The organism is Streptococcus sp. OMI870 (genome assembly GCF_047460295.1).
In the GTDB taxonomy this organism is placed as follows: Bacteria; Bacillota; Bacilli; order Lactobacillales; family Streptococcaceae; genus Streptococcus.
The window spans coordinates 643,855-661,586 of sequence record NZ_JASHGM010000001.1 but is presented as its reverse complement, the minus strand read 5'-3'; the positions used below and the strand labels follow the sequence as shown (position 1 = coordinate 661,586).

The following is a 17,732-nucleotide window of genomic DNA, read 5'->3' as shown; positions in this document are numbered from 1 at the left end:
ACAGTTAAGGAGGGGTGCCCCTCCTTTATTAGTTGGAGAAGTTACTGTCAGAGATAGGCTACCATTTTCAATCTAAGTGTGATAGAATGATGACAATAAAAGGGGGGAAAAAGGGATGAATCTATTTCGAAAAAAAGATGTTGGCAAATCTCATGCTGGTCTGAACCGCCATTTGCGAATGTGGGATTTGATTGTTTTAGGTATCGGTGCTATGGTGGGAACGGGGATCATCACGATTACTGGGACTGCAGCAGCGACTTTAGCTGGGCCAGCCTTGATTGTTTCCATTGTGATTGCAGCATGTTGCGTAGGATTGTCTGCTCTCTTTTTTGCCGAATTTGCCTCTCGTATTCCTGCGACTGGGGGAGCCTATAGTTACCTCTATGCTATCTTTGGTGAGTTTCCAGCTTGGCTTGCAGGTTGGCTAACGGTTATGGAATTTATGACAGCTGTATCCGGGGTCGCTTCGGGTTGGGCAGCCTATTTCAAGGGCTTGTTAGCGAATGGAGGTATCCATCTCCCAGCAGCTTTAAATGGGACCTTTAATCCTACTGCAGGAAACTATGTGGATCTGTTACCCATTTTAGTCATGGTTCTGGTGACGGCTCTAGTTCTCCACAATGCTAAATTTGTCCTGCGCTTTAATTCGATCCTGGTAATTTTGAAATTCTCTGCCCTAGCTTTGTTTGTTCTGGTAGGAATGTTTCATCTCAATCCTGCCAACTGGGCAAATTTTGCTCCTTACGGATTTGGGGAAATCTATGGTGGTCAGACAGGGATTATGGCGGGGGCTTCGCTCATGTTTTTCGCTTTCCTAGGATTCGAGTCTATTTCCATGGCGGTTGATGAAATTCAAGAGCCTCAAAAGAATATTCCTCGGGGGATTGTTCTCAGTTTGATGATTACGACGGTGCTCTATATCTTGGTAACCTTGGTGCTAACGGGGATGGTACCTTTTAGTCAGTTGAATGTGGATGATGCGGTTGCCTATGCTCTCCGTCAGGTAGGAGCCTCTTGGGCAGGGACCTATGTTTCCCTCGTTGCGATTTTTACCCTCATCACCGTCTGCATTTCCATGACCTTTGCTCTTTCTCGAATGATCTATAGTTTAGCGCGTGATGGTCTTCTTCCCAGTATGATGCGGGAGTTGGATCCTAAGACCAAGGTGCCTAAAAAGGCAACGATACTAGCTGGGATTGCTGCAGCAATTGCAGGTGGGGTTTTCCCATTAGCGAGCATTGCCTCCTTTTTAAATATCTGTACCCTAGCCTATTTGATCATGATGGCCATAGCTATTCTTAAACTTCGTAAAGAACAAGGGCTACCAAAGGAAGGGGAGTTCAAGACTCCTTTGGTTCCATTCCTGCCTATTTTATCCATTATCATCTGCGTCTCTTTCATGACCCAGTATTCTTTAGGAACTTGGATGGCCTTTGGCCTTGCTCTCTTGATTGGGACGGTCCTTTATTTCAGCTATGGCTACCAACATTCTGAAGAAAATAAGCAAGAAGCTTAACGAAAAGTCAGAGAACTACTCTGGCTTTTTTTGACCAGATGAAGAAGAAAGGCCAAATAGTAAGCAACAAGGATGCTTGTTTTTGTTATAATGAAAGGGAGTATAAATCAAAGGAGAAGATCATGACATTTGAAGAAATCTTGCCTGGACTAAAGGCAAAAAAGAAATATGTGCGTACGGGTTGGGGCGGAGCAGAGAACTATGTCCAGCTTTTCGATACCATCGAGCAAAATGGAGTGGCTCTGGAAGTGACACCTTATTTCCTCATTAACGTGTCTGGTGAAGGCGAAGGCTTTTCCATGTGGAGTCCAACTCCCTGTGATGTTCTAGCGACAGATTGGGTGGAAGTACATGACTAAACGGGTCTTGATTACAGGCGTGAGCACCGGGATTGGTCTGGCGCAAGCTCGTTTGTTTTTAGAAAAGGGCTATCAGGTTTATGGAGTGGACCAAGGAGCAGATCCTCAGTTGCCAGGCGATTTTCACTTCTTACAGCGAGACTTAACCTTGGATTTGACACCAATCTTCGACTGGTGTCCTGAGGTAGATGTCTTGTGCAATACAGCGGGAGTATTGGACGATTACAAACCGCTTCTTGAGCAAAACGCTCAGGAGATTCAGGAGATTTTTGAGATCAACTATGTTACTCCGGTAGAGCTGACACGACATTATCTGACTCAAATGTTGGAGAAGAAGCAAGGGATCATCATCAATATGTGCTCCATTGCTTCTAGCCTTGCAGGCGGAGGTGGGCACGCCTATACCTCTTCTAAACATGCCTTAGCAGGATTTACCAAGCAATTAGCTCTAGACTATGCTGAAGCTGGGATTCAGGTCTTTGGCATTGCTCCTGGTGCAGTTAAGACTGGTATGACCGCTGCTGACTTTGAACCAGGTGGTCTGGCAGATTGGGTAGCCAGTGAAACACCTATCAAACGCTGGATTGAGCCAGAGGAAGTGGCAGAAATCAGTCTCTTTTTGGCCAGTGGGAAGGCCTCTGCCATGCAGGGACAAATCCTGACCATTGATGGTGGTTGGAGTTTGAAATAGAGAACTGAGAAAGCAGGAGGTTAAAGCATGCACGAATATGATTTTGGTTTTTCCTTACCGAAAGGATATCAGGTATTTCTTGATGACTTAGGGGATCAGCCAGGTTATGACATTGGTGAGACAGGTATTTGTCTCTATGCTAAAGAAGATCTTACCGAACGCAATCAAACCTACCAGATTGATGAGGATGAACCAGATTTCTTTATGATCGGTCAAGATGGGGATCTGGCCTATTTCCTCAAAAAGAATGGGGACGATAGCATTTATGAAAATGATCTAGGTGCGCTAGGTTCTCTCGAAATGCAAAAGGTAGCTGAATCAATTACAGACTTTATTAATCAGATCTTGCAGGAGGAGTAAGATAGAAATAGAAAGGGGACTAAGAAAGATAGCTGCAAAAAGCTCGTCGATTTACTCAGTCTTTTTTAAAAAATTTTTTAAAAAATCTTTTCTCATTCATTTTGGATTCATCTTTCTTAGATAAAATAGAATCATCAAGAAGAACTTGATAAGAAAAAAAGAAAGTTGGTAACTAACATGAAAAAATCAATTAAACAAAAAGCCGTTGCAAGTCTCGCAATCTTCTCTCTATCAACTGCCGCTCTAGGCTCTGTAGTAGCCTTTGCCGATACTGGAACAAGTAAAAAGACTACTTCTTCAACAGTGACTGCATCTGTCACCCTTGCACAAGCTCAAGAAAAAGCTCTGAAAGAAGCTAAGGGTGGAAAAGTGATTGGCTACGAGCAAGAAGAAAAACATGGAAAAGCAGTGTATGAAGTGACCATCTTGGATGGAAAAAATGAAAAAGAATATAAGATCGATGGCCAGTCTGGTGCTATCTTGAAGTCAAAAACTAAGGATCTGAGTCAGGATCGTGAAGATCAGCAATTAATCGGAGCAAGTGTTCAGTTGGACTTGGCTAAGGTAGAGAGCCAGCTGAAATCAAAATACTCGAATGCTAGTATCGAAAAAGTAGAGTTAGATGTAGAAGATGGTAAACTTGTCTATAGCGTTAGCTTGCGAGAAGGCAATCAAAAAATTGAGTTAGAGTTAGATGCCAATACAGGTACCGTATTGGAAGAAGATGTGGAGCTGGATCACGATTAACTAGAGTAAGATCTCGACTAGGCTTTTCCTAGCCGAGATTTTTTATGGAAGCATGGTATAATAAGGGAAGAAATTTGGAGTAAGTGGCTATGAAAGTATTAGTGATTGAAGACGAAGTAGATTTGAATCGTAGCATCGTTAAATTACTGAAAACCCAGCAGTATAGTGTTGATGCGGCCTATGATGGTCAGGAGGCCTTGGACTACATTCGTGTGTCCCAGTATGACGTGATTATTTCAGATATTATGATGCCGCAGCTAGATGGTTTGGGGGTATTGAGCTACTTGAGAAATCATCAGATTAAGACCCCAGTTCTGATGCTAACGGCTAAAGATAGCCTAGAAGACAAGGTAACAGGACTGGATGCTGGTGCAGACGACTACTTGGTCAAACCCTTTGAATTTGATGAATTACTGGCTCGGATTCGCGTCATGCTGAGACGAAATAATCGAGAAAACTTGACCAACCTGGTCCAATTTGGTGACTATTCCTTAGACCTGGCAAAAAAGACCATCCAACACAAGGGTGTTTTGGTTGACCTGACTTCCAAGGAGTATGAGTTACTAGAGTGTCTGGTGCGCCATCCCAATGTGGTTTTAAGTCGGGAACAGATTCGTGAGCATATTTGGGATTTTGATTATGTTGGAGAGTCTAATATCATTGATGTTTTAGTCAAGAATATCCGCAAAAAATTAGGTAATCCATCGATTATTCAGACAAAAAGGGGGATGGGCTATGTTTTCAAAAATGAAGAAGGACTCTAAGTCTCCCTCCATCGTTTCTAAGGTGACATTGTGGTATACCCTCTTTGTTTCTCTTCTCTTTGTTCTTATGTTTTGTGCTTCTTTTATCATTTCCGGAGCCTGGTCCAGCTATAGCTCACGTGGGGAACTGGAGCAGAAGACCATGGAAGTAGCTTCAGACCTTGAGGAATTTGAGCCCTTTGATGACGGCAATTATTTTGCACTCTACAATCAAAACATGAAGTTGGAGCAGGGTGCTCTACCAAGTGGCTTTGATATCAATGCTGGCTTTGAGTCTGGGAAATTGTCGACGTATACCTCTTCCCAAGCAACCTATTATTATTTTGATGTCTATAATGAAAGTGAGGGCAAATGGATACGGGGCGTGCGCCTTGCTTCTGGTCTAGGAAGAGAATTAAGTATCTTTCTTCTTTCCTTGGCCATTCTAGCTCCTCTGTCCATCCTTGGGATGGCCTGGGGTGGACGTCGGATCCTTCGTAAGGCCTTTCTGCCGATCAGAGAGGTGACCCAAATGGCAGAGGAAATTGCAGAGAGCGGAGACTACAGTAAGCGCGTGTCGACCGAGCATCAGAAGGATTATGTAGAAACGTCTCGTCTTACCAAGGTCTTTAATAATTTGATTTCTTCTGTTCAGTCGACTTTTGAGAAAGAAAAGCAATTCAACCAAAATGTATCCCATGAGTTGCGGACCCCTCTGTCAGTCATCGTTTCGGAGAGTGAGTTTGGCTCCAAATATGCAGATAACCTAGAGGAGACCAAGGAATCTTTGACGGTCATTCATCGGCAGGCTAAATTAATGAAATCGATGACCGAGCAGATCTTGGAAATATCCAAGACCCAACACCTGCAGTGGTCGGATTTAAAACCCGTTTGTCTATCAACCCTGGTGTCAGATTATTGTCAGGGACAGGAAAGAAAGTGGGGCGAAAGCCCCATAGCCTTTGAAGTGAGCATTCAGCCGGACCTCTGGATTCAGGGGGATGCTGTTTTGGTCACTCGGATGCTGGATAATCTATTGAGCAATGCAGTGAAATTTACCAAGACCAAGGTTGCCATCCACTTGGTGGCTAGTCCAGCTGGTGCTGTTCTCAAGGTAGCGGATGATGGTATTGGGATAGCGCCAGACTATTTGAGCAAGATTTGGGATCGCTTCTATCAGGTGGAGGATTCTCGGAACAAGGGCCTCAATAGTGGTATCGGACTTGGGTTGTCCTTTATTAAGGACATTGCAGACCTCCATCGAGCAGAGGTGAAAATCATCTCTGAAGAAGGAAAAGGAAGTCTCTTTCGTGTGACTTTCCCACAGATCCAGGACAAGACTTCTGTCTAAGACGGTTGATTGAGCGATCAGTATGGGTTGAAAAGGGAAAATAATAAAGTGAAATAATAAGGATAAAATGAGTCTAGTAAAACCGCTAGGCTCATTTTCTGTTTTAGCTTTATGGAAAGGGAATCTTATGGTATGATAGCCTAAAAGGGACCTGTAATATGGAGGTCAAACTATGGAAAGAGAGACTCAAAAAGGAGACGGGATGCTCGTATTGATAGACACAGATCCAGCTATTTCAAGAGAAGATCTTTTACAATTTGAGGAGTTTCTTGGAAAGAAATTGCCGGAAGCCATGAAGGATTTTTATCTCCAGTACAACGGTGGCCAGCCCCAAGTAAGGGGTGTTCACGATGATTATCATCTCTTTCCTTTCAATTCCTTTGATTCACTTGAAGAGATGAGGAAGTCTATGAAATGGTTTGACGATGAGGCTGTGCCCGCTGGATTTAAGGCTACAGACCTTCTCCATTTTGCCTATGATCCTGGATCGGGTAACTATGCTCTTTCTTTAAGGGCAGAAGATTATGGCAAGGTGTACTTCTATGTTCTAGAAGAAACAGCTGAGATCTACGGTCAATGGGCTTCTTTTGAGGAATTTTTGAACTCTTTTGTTGAAGAGTGAGACGAAAAAGGAGAAGGGATGCGAAAACACCAAGAACTTTCACTAGAGCAGATAATTGAGCAGGTGCGCGTAGATCAATTAGTATCAGATGATTTTTGCCTCTATGGCAAGGAGGATGGAGAACTGGCACTAGCTAGGCTCTATTGGGTGTCCGATTATCCGGATGTCGTGGAAGACCGTGATATCTACCCGACAGAAGTGACGGAGCAAGATCTGCAACTAGTCTACTATGGAGAGCAGTTGATTGATGTTCTTGCAGTCGCACTTGAAGAAAAACCAAATGCAAGTCTCCAAGACTTGGTCGAGGCTTTGAATTATTATCAGCAGCATGATAGTTTTATGCCTTTTGATGATTAGCTAGGCCGATTAGAGAAATGGTATACAAAAGGAGGAAAGATAGTGATGAGAGAATATAAATTTGATATCCATAACGAGATGTATGTAGCAATTCCAGAGGAAAGAGAAAAGGTCTGCCTTGCTTTAAGTGATTCTTTAGAAGTTATCAATGAGGAGTTGACTCCGTCTTATAAAGCAAAACTCGATCATCTACTGGATCAATCATCAGTATGGTATCCAAAAGCTTTGGAAAAAATTCAGGAGGAATTTCCAAGACTAACACATGCAAGACTCCTTTCTGTTTTTATCTTGTCTGAACAAAGGAATATAGACTTAATTTTCGGCTTGGAATTTGGACTGATTGAGGACTCGGAGCATGGTAGAGGACTTAAATTCTCCCTCAATAGTCTTGAAATTTTAGAATATGGTTTAGGGGAAGTCGCATACTACTAGGTGTAGTTGATAACAAGAGAAGTACTAGAAGATGGAGCAGGATATGGTTGAGAAAGAATGGCGTTTTTATTCATCAGAGGATGATAGGGAGTGGGTGATTTTATCCGATCGTGATAGAGCTGAAACAAAAGAGGATATCCACTCTTTTAATCAGAAAGAATCCGTCATGCGAATGTATCGAAGACCGGGGGACTTTATCTCAGTGTCTTTGCTGTCCGCTTCTTATGAAATAGATGATGTAACTGGGAAACTTGGACAAGAGCGAGATTTCTATTTAAAAATTGAATGCCTGCAAGATGGATGGGCCAGTATTAGTTCTCAAGTCTATAAAAAAGAGGATGCATTAACATTAGCAAACCTCTTTATGGGACTCAGAAAAGATGCGGCTATCAAACTTTGGAAGTTAAAAAAATTGGGTGAAAATAACCTAGGAGATCGGATAGAAAAATGACAGTCACTATTGATGAATTAGTCAAGGAGCAAGGCTTTTGTGTGGTATCTACAAAGGAGAAACCATTTCGTCTGGATGAGGTTCGTTTCAACCTTTTGGCATATTTAGAGGATTATTCCAAAATGGGATTTTCTTTTGTTAAAGCAGGTGACGAACTAGTCGAACTAAGGAAAAATAAAGAGAGTTATAGGCTTGTTGGCCAGTGTTTTTTAGGATTTTTTGTGATTGGAGAAGAGGAGCAAATCTTTTTACTTTGTAATCAAGAAGGAAGGGAAGTTTTTCAAGAAGCGAGGATTTATGTCAACTCTTCCTTGCAAGCTTTTGTTTCCTCTTATTCACTTTTTCTATCAGGCATCTTTCTTTTGAAAGCAAAGTTTTATGAGATTGAGCAAGATGAAGTCGAAGAGATTGCAGCAAATTTGAAGAACCAAGTACTTGCCTTGGAAAAGCCCCTTGAACAAGAATTGCCTTTCTGGGAGCACATGGCCTATTTGATAGAAGACGATGGAATTGTACTAAGAGATGATCTCTTTCATATCCTGAACAAAGAACAGTAAATTCAAATGGAAATATAAAGAGGATTTAAAAATGGACTATGTAGATGAGTTAACTTCAGGACGTACGCCCTTGGTAAAAAAAGCTGCGAATAAAATTTTAAAGGGTAAACTAAAAGGATATGGACCATTTTTGCATCAAGCCTTGGAAGGCGAGATGGAAAAACCTAAATCATGGGAATCACAAATGTACTTACTCTACGCCATGGCCGCAACGGATTGCACAGAAGAAGTCCCCTATCTCAAATCGTTGCTGCTGAGAGATATTCCAACACCCGTAACCTACCGCTCTCTAGCAGTAGCGATTGCTTATCTAGAAAATTTAGAAACAGAGAACTTGTCTTTTGTTTATGAGTCCTTGGAATCGAATAACTCTTTGCAAGCTGCTGGCGCTTGTGCAGCACTCTATATGAGAAAGATTGTGCTGAAAGATGACGATTTTGAGAAGATCATGACCTTTATCACCAAGGATGTTTATTTGGAAAATATAAGAGGAACAATCGCTCCTTTTATGTTCATTTTGGCTGCATCTTATCTATATCCAGAACAGAATCGCCAGAAAATTGTAGACTTTTCTCGTCAATTTAATGAAGTACATATAAATACAATCATTGATGATGTATCCAAAGGAAAGGACGGCAGGAGGGTCAGTCTATTCTAAAATCTCCTAAAAGAGCGAAACAATAACTCTTAAAAACAAGACTTTTATTCATTTTTAAAAAAGGAGTTCATATTGTGAAATGGTTTGAAAAAGCAGTGGGCGGGGAAAAGATTATTCATCTGTTTGATGGTGATTTGGAATTGAAGAATGTATTTCTTGATACTGTATTATGTTACGATTACAAATTAGATCTTGTCTTTTATTTATTTGATTTGCCAACTAATTTCCCTGAAAAGTGGCAGAAAAGTGCATTTAATGCTATAAAAATTAATTTAGAGTTTTTTAATTTAGATGAAATCCATTTTTATTCTAAGGGGATTCATAAGGTGAATGGTCAACTGGAACTGCTTTTTTTAGAGAATAAGGTTGAATTCAATTTTAAAAACCAAAATGATGTGATGTTATCAGGATCTTCTGACCTTATTAGAATTGCTGAGATTGGTCCTGTGAAGATTGATACTTAAAGATGTATTCCTAGCTTATTTGCGGAGATTCTGGATGATCAAAGAATCCTCCATTGCTAGGAGGGACACCACGACTATGGGAAAAAGTGAAGGAAGAGCACAAACATTAGACCTTGACCTAAGGCTAAACCTTTCTACAAGAAAAAACTACGAGACCACGAATATGAAGTTACAGTATTTTGAATTAGATAAGCCCTATGTGGAAAATCAACAGAGGATTGAGGAGCTGATGGACTCCGCTGCGCTAACTTACGAGGAAGCTAGAATTGAGGACTATCGACAGAATTGGAAAGACCTGCGAAGAGCGTTCGTATATGAATCCAAATGTATGACCTCCATGGTAGAGCGCCTCTTCAAACCAGTTGTGACCAAGGATTGTTGGAAAATCATCGTAGAATGTGTAGAAACGATTAGTCATCCAGCCATCATAAATCTACTTGGTGCCTATACTGTCCAGGTCCCATTTGATTTTTCTAGCTATAAAACCTTGAGTCCATTGGAACAGAAAAAGCTGCTCTTAGAGGCCTTGGTAAAAGGGGTAAAGCGCGTGTTTCAGGAGCTCTCCATTCCTTGCTCCTTGATAGAGGATGTAGTCAATGAAATAGAGAAAAACGATTATGAAAATAGCTGGGAGTGGAAAAGGAAGAAGATCCAATCCACGACCTATTCCATTCAAGTGGAGCATCAGCTGGATAAGGTGGATTTGTTTTGGAAGATAGAGCACAAGGATAAGAGCATCCGTCAGTTGATTCAATCCTGCCCTGCTCACGAGATGGACTATGGGGCCAAACTTGGTAGACTGGAATCAAAAGGGAACTTCCTTTATCTGTTGGATAAACAGAATGAGGTTGTGAGCAAGCTAGAGTTTAAAAACATAGCTGAACGAACCCAAAAAAACTAGCCATTGTCCATAAAATACTTGTCAATAGCAAGTAAGCAAGTATAGTAAGAAATGGCAATATAACAAAATAGAATACAAAAAATTAAGGCTCAAAAACTATGGTAAATAAATTAGCAAATGTTTCCGGTGGAGAAATTTTCGCAATTCCTTTGTTTTTATCTGATAGATCCGATTTAGAGAGATTTAAAAAGTCTGATTTTTTAGGAGAAGATAAAAAATTCGCCTATTGTAGAATCATCAAAGATCTAGGTGGTGGCGGTATACTCATAGAGGTTTTTACTTTAATCAATGGATTGTCTCCTGAAATAGAGGACATCATCCAATCAGGAAGGTTATTTCCGCCAATTGCCATAAATGGTCTGGGAATATATAAAAAACGTTGGCCGAAAGTCGGACAAGAAGAGAAGTATGACTGCGAAATAGATTCTCATTTTTCTCAAATACAGTTACTTCTTCCTGCCTTACCGCATGAAAAGCCTAGATTATGGCAGAATGGTCAAGAAAAGTTTATTTCTTTTGAGGAGAGCAAGGATTATGAAGAATGGACAGTTTGGCTTTCTTCTCATTTAGAAAAAAGAATTATTGAAAGTTTAAAAGCAAGAGGAATCAACATTTAGTTATGAAATCAGATATTTTTTTTAAATGACAGAATTGAGGTAGACTGGATGAATTGGGATGATGAGATTGAACGTCTTATAAAAAGTGATTTCTTTTTTAAAATGGGAGAAACTGAACAGATAGATCATGTTATCTTTATAAAAAACGTCAATGAAGCTTTTATAAATCCTACGGAAGAAGCTTTTGAGAATCTATATAAAAAAATGAATTGGCTTCCGTCGTCGCTGAGTGATAAAGATCCATTTTATGGGGATCTTAAGGTTCCAGAGGAACTTGTAGATTATATGAAAAGGGTTAGTCAAATTATATTCCAAAAGGCAAGAGAGATGGATAAAAGCCTGTTTGTATCCAGAGCGCATGATTTTTCAAATGTTGCTAAAATGGGAATGGCCTTTGCTTTTAGACAATATTTAGTAGAAAAGTCCTTGTCGTTAGGCTCTTATTGGGAAAATATTGTTAACTTGTATTATATGGGACATTGGCCGATAGGGTATTTTGAAGGGATCCTGTTTGCTATTTAAGATAACATGATTAAAAGTATGAGGCTTTGCTAGAGATTTATTCTGACCTATCAAATGTTTTTCATGAAGCAAGCACCCTTTAGCTAACGAGAGAACAAGAACAATGAGTGACGTAAAAAAGAAATTATCCTTATTAAAAGTTGAAAGACGAATCAAGAATTTGAAGGGGATAAAGGATGTCCATTTTCTGACCACTAAACCGAGAGAAATTGCTTGGTATGCTGGGGAGTTGAATCCTATCGATTCTCCGATTCCTTGCCTTTATGAGTTTTCTATCGACCTTACTACTAAAGATCTAAGTAGGTCAATTCAAAGTCTTGTTGGCAATAGCAGTCGGTTTATCCTAGTTTTTTGGGAGTTTTCACCAGTTTACGTCTTGTTTCAAATGGAGTCTTTGGATGAATTTTTGTCCTCTTATTTTACTGAATTTTCTACCAGAGACTTGACGCTATTCTTTCAAGATCAGGAAAAAGTACTGGATCTCCATTTAGCGGAGGATAAAGTAGAAGTGAGAGTCTTGGAGAATAAGGCTAATAACCCGTAGGTTCTATAATGTGAAAGCTCAACATTGAATTAGTCGATGAAAGAGGCAAAGAGGAAAGAATGCCATTCTTGGAGAGACAAATGGTAAAGGTGGTTCTAATGTGTGAAAAAGAATATTATTATTATGGCAATAGTGAGTTTATGACAGGCCTAGGAGTTATTTATACAGAGTTTACTGGTCAGCGTGCAAGTCGACAAATTAACGTTTTGAATGGGCACTCTTATGCTTCCTCTTGCCTACAGGATTATGTTCCAGAAGTAGGGTTTCTACTCTATGATGGTCGAAAAGATGAGTTGGATCTATCAGACTCCATCAAGATTAGTCAAGAGGAATTTGAACGAATTTGGGCTCAGGCTGTCGCTAGCGGTCAGAATGATGCACAATTGTCAGTTGAAAATAGCCAAATATAATCCAAAAAATGTGAGAGGAATCCAATCATGATGCTTAATTTGTTGAAGGAATTTGTAGAAATCTATCATAGAAACAAGGGTTTAGGAGAGCTTGTATTTACTAGTGACTGTCTGACTGTAGAGAAGCTTTCTTTGACTGGTCAACTAAAAGACTTTTACCAGCATTTAGACTTTGATGAAGAAGCTTATTTTATAGGAGCTCCCTATGATCTTGCTCTAATTCCTCTCCCTCTATGTAAAGCCGCATCAGAAGGATGGCAGGATCCTAGCTGGAAAGAGAGTTATGTGGTTTTTGCTCACATGATGGGGGATGAGCCAATTTTTTGTGATCTAACTAGCGAGCTTAGTCCTGTATTTGGCAAGATTCCTGGAAATTCTAAGCTCTATAGCTTAAGCCCCTCTTTATCTACTTTCTTGTCTACCTATAGTCAGATGAAAAAGCTAGAAATCACCAAGTTTGAGAATAACATCTACATTGATGAGGACTTGTCGGACTATAAAGAAGGTTTTCTAACAGGAATCAATGCTATTGTCGAGAAGCAACTTCCTGAAGCCTATCGAAATGATTTTATAGCATTTATGCTGGGCTAAAGCCAAATAGAGAGAGATGAGAAGCAAATGAAAATGAAGAATTTTTTAAAATGTTGTGAGGATCTGGTTATACAAGAAAGTGGGGCCTCAGCTTTTGAACTAGAAAAACTCAAAGCCAGACAGTTTCCGCAAGCTCACCTGGATTTGCTCTCCATAACCAACGGCTTGGAATTTTATGGTGGCTATTATCGTTTGTTTGGTACAGATTCTGCTCAAGCCATCACGATGGACTCTTGGAATTCGGATGAGCTATGGAAAGATGTCTGGAGAGATTATGCATCAGACTACTATTTTTTTGGTATGTCTGCTATTGGAGATCAATTCGCTTATAGATTGAAAGATGGGAACATTCAAAGTCATCAAGTTTATTATTTAGATGGGATTACTATGGATGTCATCGAGATCTATGACAGTTTTGAAGCATTTTTCGAGAGGGAATTTATTCTGAAAGCCCAAGGTGGGATGGAATCTATTTTTGTGTCTGCTAGGGAGCGATTTGGAAATCTAGACCTCTCCACAAGCTGTATTTATTCCCCTTCCTTAATGATTGTGAATGATCCAAGCGTTGAGAATCTCATGCTTTTACCGACAAAGGATGTCATGACTATCAATGGGGATTTGCTTGTTCAATTATCTGATTCGGAGGAGTCGATTACGAAACTGGAGCAATATCTAGATGATTTGGGTAGAGCTAGAGTCAAGGTTATCTTTGATCGAGATTGAGCAAGCAGGATAAAGTTTATTTAGAAAAAAATATTCTTGAGATTCGTGATTTTAGTTTTTGAGACAAGCAATTGCTTATTCTTCTTGTAAAAGTGTCATTGTAAAAATAGATAGGTTGAACAAAGAAAACGAAGCATGATATTCATGAAAAGAGGTGAATGATGACCAGTTTAGATAAATATTTAGAGATCATTAAAAAAGGATTTTCCGAAAGAGAGAATCTAATGGCAATGGAGCCTCTGCATTCTATTGAAGAGATTGCACCATTATTGGACGAAACATTGACTTATAAAGAATTCATCGATATCAATCGCTTATTAAGACAAAAGTACATTGTTGAAAACCCAGAGGATATGATGAAGGATGTGGATTTTAATCAGCTTTCGTTACCTAGCAATACGAGAGTGATTTACTTGATGGGAAGTAAATCTGATGTGCTAGACTTTTCAAAATATGAACAAGTAGAAAAGATTTTATTAGTTGGGGCTAGAAGAGTAAGAAAGATCATCTTACCCCAGAAAGATTGTGTGAAAGCTCTAGGGATATCTTCTATGACAAATTTGGAGACGATAGAGAACATTTCTTTTCATACAGGTATGAGTTATCTGCACGTTGATTATGGTGTAAAGTTGCCGGACTTTGATTTTATAAGGGATTTAAATCAGTTGCTCTATCTTTCATTTACAGCAAATAAAAATTTACCAGAATTGGATTTTATCCAGTCCTCTAGTGAGCTTCGTTTTTTAGATTTTGTTGACACGTCTATTTTTAACTACGCATCAACAGTTAGCTACCTGAAGAGTCTGAAACATCTCCGATTTTTAACAACGGGAAGAACAAATCAAAAGCAAAGGGAACTTCTTAGAAGAGAGTTACCACATGTTTGCATGCGTGAGGAGTAAAAAATGCCTTTAATACAGCTTTTTATGACCGATGTTTTCATAATAAACGAAACTTTAGTCCCGTTGTTTAAGTAGGAGGAAATATGAGCCATACGAATCTAGCAAAAGAAACCTTACTCCAGTTTATGCAGGCTATGTATTCTTGGGAGAAAAAGGCCACTAGGAGCCTAAGAAACAAAGCTGATAAAGAGATGTTGAAGGATGAATTAGCTCCGATTTTTGATCAGTTTTGTACATCTAAAAAAACACTCAGAGCAAGGGAAGAGTCCTTATCAGTCCGCTTTCCATTTGAATACAAATTTGAGACGCATCCTATCGTTGATGAAGAGCATGACGGGAATCAAGCTTATTTCTACATCAAGGAGAATCGTTCTGGTATAGAAACCCTCTATCGTTTTCAAATGGTGTTTCAAAAGGGGAAATGGTGGATTGATAAGAAAGAATGGCTTGGTGAAGGGAAGTGGATCAATTCTTCTTTGTGAAATACTGGATAGTATAGGAATGCAGGAAGAGATATCCTTCAAAAAAAGTGGTAGTTAAGTGTAAGAAATGAAATTTTAGAGGTCAATATGAATAAAACACTTTCAAATCAAAAAAGGAAATTAACAACCATTAAAAATCAAGTGCTAAAGGCGAGAGATTTTGATCTTGAAAAAGCACAGCTTTTTACTACTAAAGCAATTTTAGAAGCATTAAAAGCAGGCAAAAAAAGCCTTGAGATCAATTGGGAGGAAAACGGGAAAACAGAAACTTACTCCTATAAACATGTACGGATGGTTCATGCTATTAAACCATATACTTTGGTTTCTGAGTTCATTGAAAACAAGACCTCTGAAACCTATCAATCTTTGCTAAATGGCTGTTTTTGTTCTGTAATGGCAGATATGGCTTCTGCTAAATATTTAGCTAAAGGGGGCTCAAACTTTGATACAGATATTTGTTTGACTATCTTATTTGCCCTTGCCTATTTAGATGATACTTATGTAGAGTTTTTAATTGATAAATTAGCCTATTTTAAAGAAGCCCAAGTTGAAAAAGGGAAAAAAGTTATTTTCTTTTCAGCCAAGAGTTTATTGCCTTTAGTCGTTTTTCTTTATGGAAATGGACAGGGCGACCGGTTAGCTAGCTTGCTCGAAAATACCTGTGATGCTAAATATAAACCTTTGGACTCCAATCCTTATCATAATGTGAATGATGCCTATAAACAGGTTATGGAAACTATTTTTTCAGAGGATGTGGCTATTTTTAGAGAAACAATTATATCCATGTGTGATTATCATTTAGCGAACACCAAAGACAGTCATTTAGTGGAATTCAATACCTTACTATGGCAGTATTTCCCAATCGAAATCTTAGTTTTATTAAAAGAACGTCAGAAAAGAGGATTCCCAATCGACGGGATTAGCCATCCCTTGCTTGATGACTTTTTACCCTATTTGATGGATGAATTTCAGATATCCGGGCAAAATAAGATGATACTTGGCACAATCATAGAGTAGCAGTGTGAAATGATGAGCAATCGATTTATAGTAGTATCAATGTATAAGAAACATCCTCTTTAGGGAGTGATATTTCAATAGTAACAAAAAAAGAGATAATTAATGAAAAACTATTTACTGGACGAAAGGATATTTCAGTATCCTGAATCTTTTAAAAAATGTATCGAACTCAATTTAGTTGATTTTGATTGTTGGTATCTGTTGGATTCAGAATGGGCCCTATCTTTGTATGAGGGATTGCAGGAAAGGTACCCAAGCAGAAAGTTGATTCCATTTGCTAAAAGAGGAGATTGTGATGATACAGCTTGTTTTGAAATAGGAAAGGGCAATAAGGTCCAACTCATTCATGACTTTGCTACCGAAGGCTGGGAGCAACGGAAAGAGTTTAATGACTTTTGGGAATGGGTAGAATATGCGGTCAAATGCATGATAGAGTACAATAAAGAGGATGGGATTGAATAATCGCAAGCTCTTTTCTAGGGACGAAGGAACTCGTCTCTAATGATTTACAAGGCAAGGAGAACAAATGGAAATGATCACCCAATTATTAAATGAGATCGAAAAATGTCTCCAACAGCTAGATCATTCTTGTTTAGACTATCTAAATCCGGGTATATCTTTCCAACAGATTCAAGAATTGTTTGAGGAAATCCCATTGCAGCCAACTCAGGACTTGCGTACCCTTTATACTTGGAGAAACGGATCAAAAGATAGTGAGGGAATCACACTCGGTGAGCTGGCATTTTTTTCTGGTTTCTATTTGATGTCTCTGGAAGAAAGTATCCAGACCTATCAGGAGTTGAGGAAGACTTCTACTTGGAATCAATGCTGGTTCCCAATTTTTGCCAGCGGAGGGGGAGATTTTTATGCCATGAACCTAGCTTCAGAAGGTCAGGGGCAAATCCTTGGTTTTTATGTATTTGAAGAAGAGGCCCAGGTCGAATACCGGTCATTAGAATCTATGCTAACAGCTCTTAAAAACTGTTATGAACAAGGTATTATTTTCCGGAATGAACAAGGCTACTTGGATATGGATTATAGGAAGCATGCTGAGATAGCGCATGACATAAATCCAGATCTAAAGATATGGATTGAATTCTTAAAGGAGACGGAAGAGGAATGACCAAGGAGAGAAAAATGGCGGTAGTGACTGTATTAAAAAAGATCATTAAACTCTATGAGGAAACAACGTTTATTCCCCAACCAGTGAGTTTTTCAAACGAAAAATTAAGGATCCAGTCCTCAGATTTGACAGGAGAATTACTTGATTATTATCAACATGTAGTGTTCAATGAGGATTTATTTTTTGCTAATCAAAATTTTAATATCATTTTGTTGGCATTAGATTCTCCTGCAAGGACAGTCGAATGTTGGGCCTTACAAGATATTCTTCAGTTTAGTGAAGGGCAATACCAGATATTCGCTACTACAGATACAGATGATATTCTTTTCTGTGATATGAAAGATGACAGTTCTCCAGTTTACGTGGGCAGTCCTGGAGATCCTAATTTCTACAAACTCAGCGAAAGTTTGACGGAGTTTTTGGAGTTCTATTTCGCTTTTTCAAATTTTTGGAATCAAAGAGAAGATGTCCCTCTGGAGGAATATATTGTAGGGACAGGTGACTTGATAGAGCGCTACCTTTCCCCAGACGTCCAAGCGACAGCGAAAGAATATCTACTTCGGTAAGATTGACCTGAGAAAAGCCTTTCTCA

27 protein-coding genes are annotated in these 17,732 nt (G+C 39.3%); all 27 read left to right on the top strand.

Annotation, left to right across the window (positions count from 1 at the left end):
• The first annotated feature begins 115 nt into the window (after positions 1-115).
• Positions 116-1,516, top strand: coding sequence for an APC family permease (locus tag QM968_RS03350; protein ID WP_414382233.1), 1,401 nt, complete (start codon positions 116-118; stop codon positions 1,514-1,516).
• Positions 1,517-1,638: 122 nt separating this feature from the next.
• On the top strand, positions 1,639-1,875 hold the full coding sequence (locus tag QM968_RS03345; protein WP_000141913.1) for a DUF2829 domain-containing protein: 237 nt from the start codon (positions 1,639-1,641) through the stop codon (positions 1,873-1,875).
• Positions 1,868-2,566, top strand: coding sequence for a 3-oxoacyl-ACP reductase (locus tag QM968_RS03340; protein WP_371610746.1), 699 nt, complete (start codon positions 1,868-1,870; stop codon positions 2,564-2,566). Before QM968_RS03345 ends, QM968_RS03340 begins: the two co-directional genes overlap by 8 nt.
• A gap of 27 nt (positions 2,567-2,593) precedes the next feature.
• Positions 2,594-2,926 (top strand): hypothetical protein, encoded by a 333-nt coding sequence (locus QM968_RS03335; RefSeq protein ID WP_123160027.1) that lies wholly within the window; start codon positions 2,594-2,596, stop codon positions 2,924-2,926.
• Between the two features lie 177 nt (positions 2,927-3,103).
• A complete protein-coding gene (locus tag QM968_RS03330) occupies positions 3,104-3,673 on the top strand; it encodes a PepSY domain-containing protein (RefSeq protein ID WP_006596735.1) in 570 nt (189 codons plus the stop codon).
• A gap of 89 nt (positions 3,674-3,762) precedes the next feature.
• Complete coding sequence (locus QM968_RS03325) at positions 3,763-4,437, top strand: response regulator transcription factor (protein ID WP_003006182.1); 675 nt, start codon at positions 3,763-3,765, stop codon at positions 4,435-4,437.
• Complete coding sequence (locus tag QM968_RS03320) at positions 4,409-5,767, top strand: sensor histidine kinase (protein WP_414382229.1); 1,359 nt, start codon at positions 4,409-4,411, stop codon at positions 5,765-5,767. Before QM968_RS03325 ends, QM968_RS03320 begins: the two co-directional genes overlap by 29 nt.
• A gap of 202 nt (positions 5,768-5,969) precedes the next feature.
• Positions 5,970-6,389, top strand: coding sequence for an SMI1/KNR4 family protein (locus tag QM968_RS03315; protein WP_371610748.1), 420 nt, complete (start codon positions 5,970-5,972; stop codon positions 6,387-6,389).
• Between the two features lie 18 nt (positions 6,390-6,407).
• Positions 6,408-6,746, top strand: a complete 339-nt coding sequence (locus QM968_RS03310; protein WP_070673803.1) for a hypothetical protein — start codon at positions 6,408-6,410, stop codon at positions 6,744-6,746.
• Positions 6,747-6,791: 45 nt separating this feature from the next.
• Positions 6,792-7,178 carry a hypothetical protein gene (locus QM968_RS03305; protein WP_414382225.1) on the top strand — a complete coding sequence of 129 codons (387 nt, stop codon included), beginning with the start codon at positions 6,792-6,794 and terminating at the stop codon, positions 7,176-7,178.
• Between the two features lie 43 nt (positions 7,179-7,221).
• Positions 7,222-7,629 (top strand): hypothetical protein, encoded by a 408-nt coding sequence (locus QM968_RS03300; RefSeq protein WP_414382223.1) that lies wholly within the window; start codon positions 7,222-7,224, stop codon positions 7,627-7,629.
• A complete protein-coding gene (locus QM968_RS03295) occupies positions 7,626-8,186 on the top strand; it encodes an immunity protein (protein ID WP_414382220.1) in 561 nt (186 codons plus the stop codon). Before QM968_RS03300 ends, QM968_RS03295 begins: the two co-directional genes overlap by 4 nt.
• A 31-nt stretch (positions 8,187-8,217) precedes the next feature.
• A complete protein-coding gene (locus QM968_RS03290) occupies positions 8,218-8,844 on the top strand; it encodes a hypothetical protein (RefSeq protein ID WP_414382217.1) in 627 nt (208 codons plus the stop codon).
• A gap of 74 nt (positions 8,845-8,918) precedes the next feature.
• A complete protein-coding gene (locus QM968_RS03285) occupies positions 8,919-9,308 on the top strand; it encodes an Imm50 family immunity protein (RefSeq protein ID WP_414382214.1) in 390 nt (129 codons plus the stop codon).
• A 163-nt stretch (positions 9,309-9,471) separates the two neighbouring features.
• Positions 9,472-10,209: a hypothetical protein gene (locus QM968_RS03280; protein WP_414382211.1), complete on the top strand. Its 738-nt coding sequence runs from the start codon at positions 9,472-9,474 to the stop codon at positions 10,207-10,209.
• Between the two features lie 98 nt (positions 10,210-10,307).
• Positions 10,308-10,826, top strand: coding sequence for an Imm26 family immunity protein (locus QM968_RS03275; RefSeq protein ID WP_414382209.1), 519 nt, complete (start codon positions 10,308-10,310; stop codon positions 10,824-10,826).
• Between the two features lie 48 nt (positions 10,827-10,874).
• A complete protein-coding gene (locus QM968_RS03270; RefSeq protein ID WP_414382206.1) occupies positions 10,875-11,348 on the top strand; it encodes a hypothetical protein in 474 nt (157 codons plus the stop codon).
• Positions 11,349-11,451: 103 nt separating this feature from the next.
• Positions 11,452-11,892 (top strand): hypothetical protein, encoded by a 441-nt coding sequence (locus tag QM968_RS03265; protein WP_414382203.1) that lies wholly within the window; start codon positions 11,452-11,454, stop codon positions 11,890-11,892.
• 98 nt (positions 11,893-11,990) lie between these two features.
• Positions 11,991-12,302: a hypothetical protein gene (locus QM968_RS03260; protein WP_414382200.1), complete on the top strand. Its 312-nt coding sequence runs from the start codon at positions 11,991-11,993 to the stop codon at positions 12,300-12,302.
• 27 nt (positions 12,303-12,329) lie between these two features.
• On the top strand, positions 12,330-12,893 hold the full coding sequence (locus tag QM968_RS03255) for a hypothetical protein (RefSeq protein WP_414382197.1): 564 nt from the start codon (positions 12,330-12,332) through the stop codon (positions 12,891-12,893).
• A 27-nt stretch (positions 12,894-12,920) separates the two neighbouring features.
• Positions 12,921-13,616, top strand: coding sequence for an SMI1/KNR4 family protein (locus QM968_RS03250; protein ID WP_414382194.1), 696 nt, complete (start codon positions 12,921-12,923; stop codon positions 13,614-13,616).
• A gap of 161 nt (positions 13,617-13,777) precedes the next feature.
• Positions 13,778-14,518 (top strand): hypothetical protein, encoded by a 741-nt coding sequence (locus QM968_RS03245; protein ID WP_023022572.1) that lies wholly within the window; start codon positions 13,778-13,780, stop codon positions 14,516-14,518.
• An 83-nt stretch (positions 14,519-14,601) separates the two neighbouring features.
• Complete coding sequence (locus QM968_RS03240; RefSeq protein ID WP_414382191.1) at positions 14,602-15,000, top strand: NTF2 fold immunity protein; 399 nt, start codon at positions 14,602-14,604, stop codon at positions 14,998-15,000.
• An 87-nt stretch (positions 15,001-15,087) separates the two neighbouring features.
• Positions 15,088-16,017, top strand: a complete 930-nt coding sequence (locus tag QM968_RS03235) for a hypothetical protein (protein WP_414382188.1) — start codon at positions 15,088-15,090, stop codon at positions 16,015-16,017.
• Positions 16,018-16,119: 102 nt separating this feature from the next.
• Entirely contained in the window at positions 16,120-16,479 is a 360-nt protein-coding gene (locus QM968_RS03230; RefSeq protein WP_061563723.1) for a hypothetical protein, read from the top strand.
• Between the two features lie 64 nt (positions 16,480-16,543).
• Positions 16,544-17,140, top strand: a complete 597-nt coding sequence (locus tag QM968_RS03225; protein WP_414382185.1) for an SMI1/KNR4 family protein — start codon at positions 16,544-16,546, stop codon at positions 17,138-17,140.
• Between the two features lie 14 nt (positions 17,141-17,154).
• Positions 17,155-17,706, top strand: a complete 552-nt coding sequence (locus QM968_RS03220) for a hypothetical protein (protein WP_414382182.1) — start codon at positions 17,155-17,157, stop codon at positions 17,704-17,706.
• Positions 17,707-17,732 lie beyond the last annotated feature (26 nt).

What these genes read in the sequence shown, in the direction of transcription:
- QM968_RS03350 (WP_414382233.1), top strand. Translation starts at nt 116, where the DNA reads ATGAATCTATTTCGAAAAAAAGATGTTGGCAAATCTCATGCTGGTCTG.
- QM968_RS03345 (WP_000141913.1), top strand. Translation starts at nt 1,639, where the DNA reads ATGACATTTGAAGAAATCTTGCCTGGACTAAAGGCAAAAAAGAAATAT.
- QM968_RS03340 (WP_371610746.1), top strand. Translation starts at nt 1,868, where the DNA reads ATGACTAAACGGGTCTTGATTACAGGCGTGAGCACCGGGATTGGTCTG.
- QM968_RS03335 (WP_123160027.1), top strand. Translation starts at nt 2,594, where the DNA reads ATGCACGAATATGATTTTGGTTTTTCCTTACCGAAAGGATATCAGGTA.
- QM968_RS03330 (WP_006596735.1), top strand. Translation starts at nt 3,104, where the DNA reads ATGAAAAAATCAATTAAACAAAAAGCCGTTGCAAGTCTCGCAATCTTC.
- QM968_RS03325 (WP_003006182.1), top strand. Translation starts at nt 3,763, where the DNA reads ATGAAAGTATTAGTGATTGAAGACGAAGTAGATTTGAATCGTAGCATC.
- QM968_RS03320 (WP_414382229.1), top strand. Translation starts at nt 4,409, where the DNA reads ATGTTTTCAAAAATGAAGAAGGACTCTAAGTCTCCCTCCATCGTTTCT.
- QM968_RS03315 (WP_371610748.1), top strand. Translation starts at nt 5,970, where the DNA reads ATGCTCGTATTGATAGACACAGATCCAGCTATTTCAAGAGAAGATCTT.
- QM968_RS03310 (WP_070673803.1), top strand. Translation starts at nt 6,408, where the DNA reads ATGCGAAAACACCAAGAACTTTCACTAGAGCAGATAATTGAGCAGGTG.
- QM968_RS03305 (WP_414382225.1), top strand. Translation starts at nt 6,792, where the DNA reads ATGAGAGAATATAAATTTGATATCCATAACGAGATGTATGTAGCAATT.
- QM968_RS03300 (WP_414382223.1), top strand. Translation starts at nt 7,222, where the DNA reads ATGGTTGAGAAAGAATGGCGTTTTTATTCATCAGAGGATGATAGGGAG.
- QM968_RS03295 (WP_414382220.1), top strand. Translation starts at nt 7,626, where the DNA reads ATGACAGTCACTATTGATGAATTAGTCAAGGAGCAAGGCTTTTGTGTG.
- QM968_RS03290 (WP_414382217.1), top strand. Translation starts at nt 8,218, where the DNA reads ATGGACTATGTAGATGAGTTAACTTCAGGACGTACGCCCTTGGTAAAA.
- QM968_RS03280 (WP_414382211.1), top strand. Translation starts at nt 9,472, where the DNA reads ATGAAGTTACAGTATTTTGAATTAGATAAGCCCTATGTGGAAAATCAA.
- QM968_RS03275 (WP_414382209.1), top strand. Translation starts at nt 10,308, where the DNA reads ATGGTAAATAAATTAGCAAATGTTTCCGGTGGAGAAATTTTCGCAATT.
- QM968_RS03270 (WP_414382206.1), top strand. Translation starts at nt 10,875, where the DNA reads ATGAATTGGGATGATGAGATTGAACGTCTTATAAAAAGTGATTTCTTT.
- QM968_RS03265 (WP_414382203.1), top strand. Translation starts at nt 11,452, where the DNA reads ATGAGTGACGTAAAAAAGAAATTATCCTTATTAAAAGTTGAAAGACGA.
- QM968_RS03260 (WP_414382200.1), top strand. Translation starts at nt 11,991, where the DNA reads ATGTGTGAAAAAGAATATTATTATTATGGCAATAGTGAGTTTATGACA.
- QM968_RS03255 (WP_414382197.1), top strand. Translation starts at nt 12,330, where the DNA reads ATGATGCTTAATTTGTTGAAGGAATTTGTAGAAATCTATCATAGAAAC.
- QM968_RS03250 (WP_414382194.1), top strand. Translation starts at nt 12,921, where the DNA reads ATGAAAATGAAGAATTTTTTAAAATGTTGTGAGGATCTGGTTATACAA.
- QM968_RS03245 (WP_023022572.1), top strand. Translation starts at nt 13,778, where the DNA reads ATGACCAGTTTAGATAAATATTTAGAGATCATTAAAAAAGGATTTTCC.
- QM968_RS03240 (WP_414382191.1), top strand. Translation starts at nt 14,602, where the DNA reads ATGAGCCATACGAATCTAGCAAAAGAAACCTTACTCCAGTTTATGCAG.
- QM968_RS03235 (WP_414382188.1), top strand. Translation starts at nt 15,088, where the DNA reads ATGAATAAAACACTTTCAAATCAAAAAAGGAAATTAACAACCATTAAA.
- QM968_RS03230 (WP_061563723.1), top strand. Translation starts at nt 16,120, where the DNA reads ATGAAAAACTATTTACTGGACGAAAGGATATTTCAGTATCCTGAATCT.
- QM968_RS03225 (WP_414382185.1), top strand. Translation starts at nt 16,544, where the DNA reads ATGGAAATGATCACCCAATTATTAAATGAGATCGAAAAATGTCTCCAA.
- QM968_RS03220 (WP_414382182.1), top strand. Translation starts at nt 17,155, where the DNA reads ATGGCGGTAGTGACTGTATTAAAAAAGATCATTAAACTCTATGAGGAA.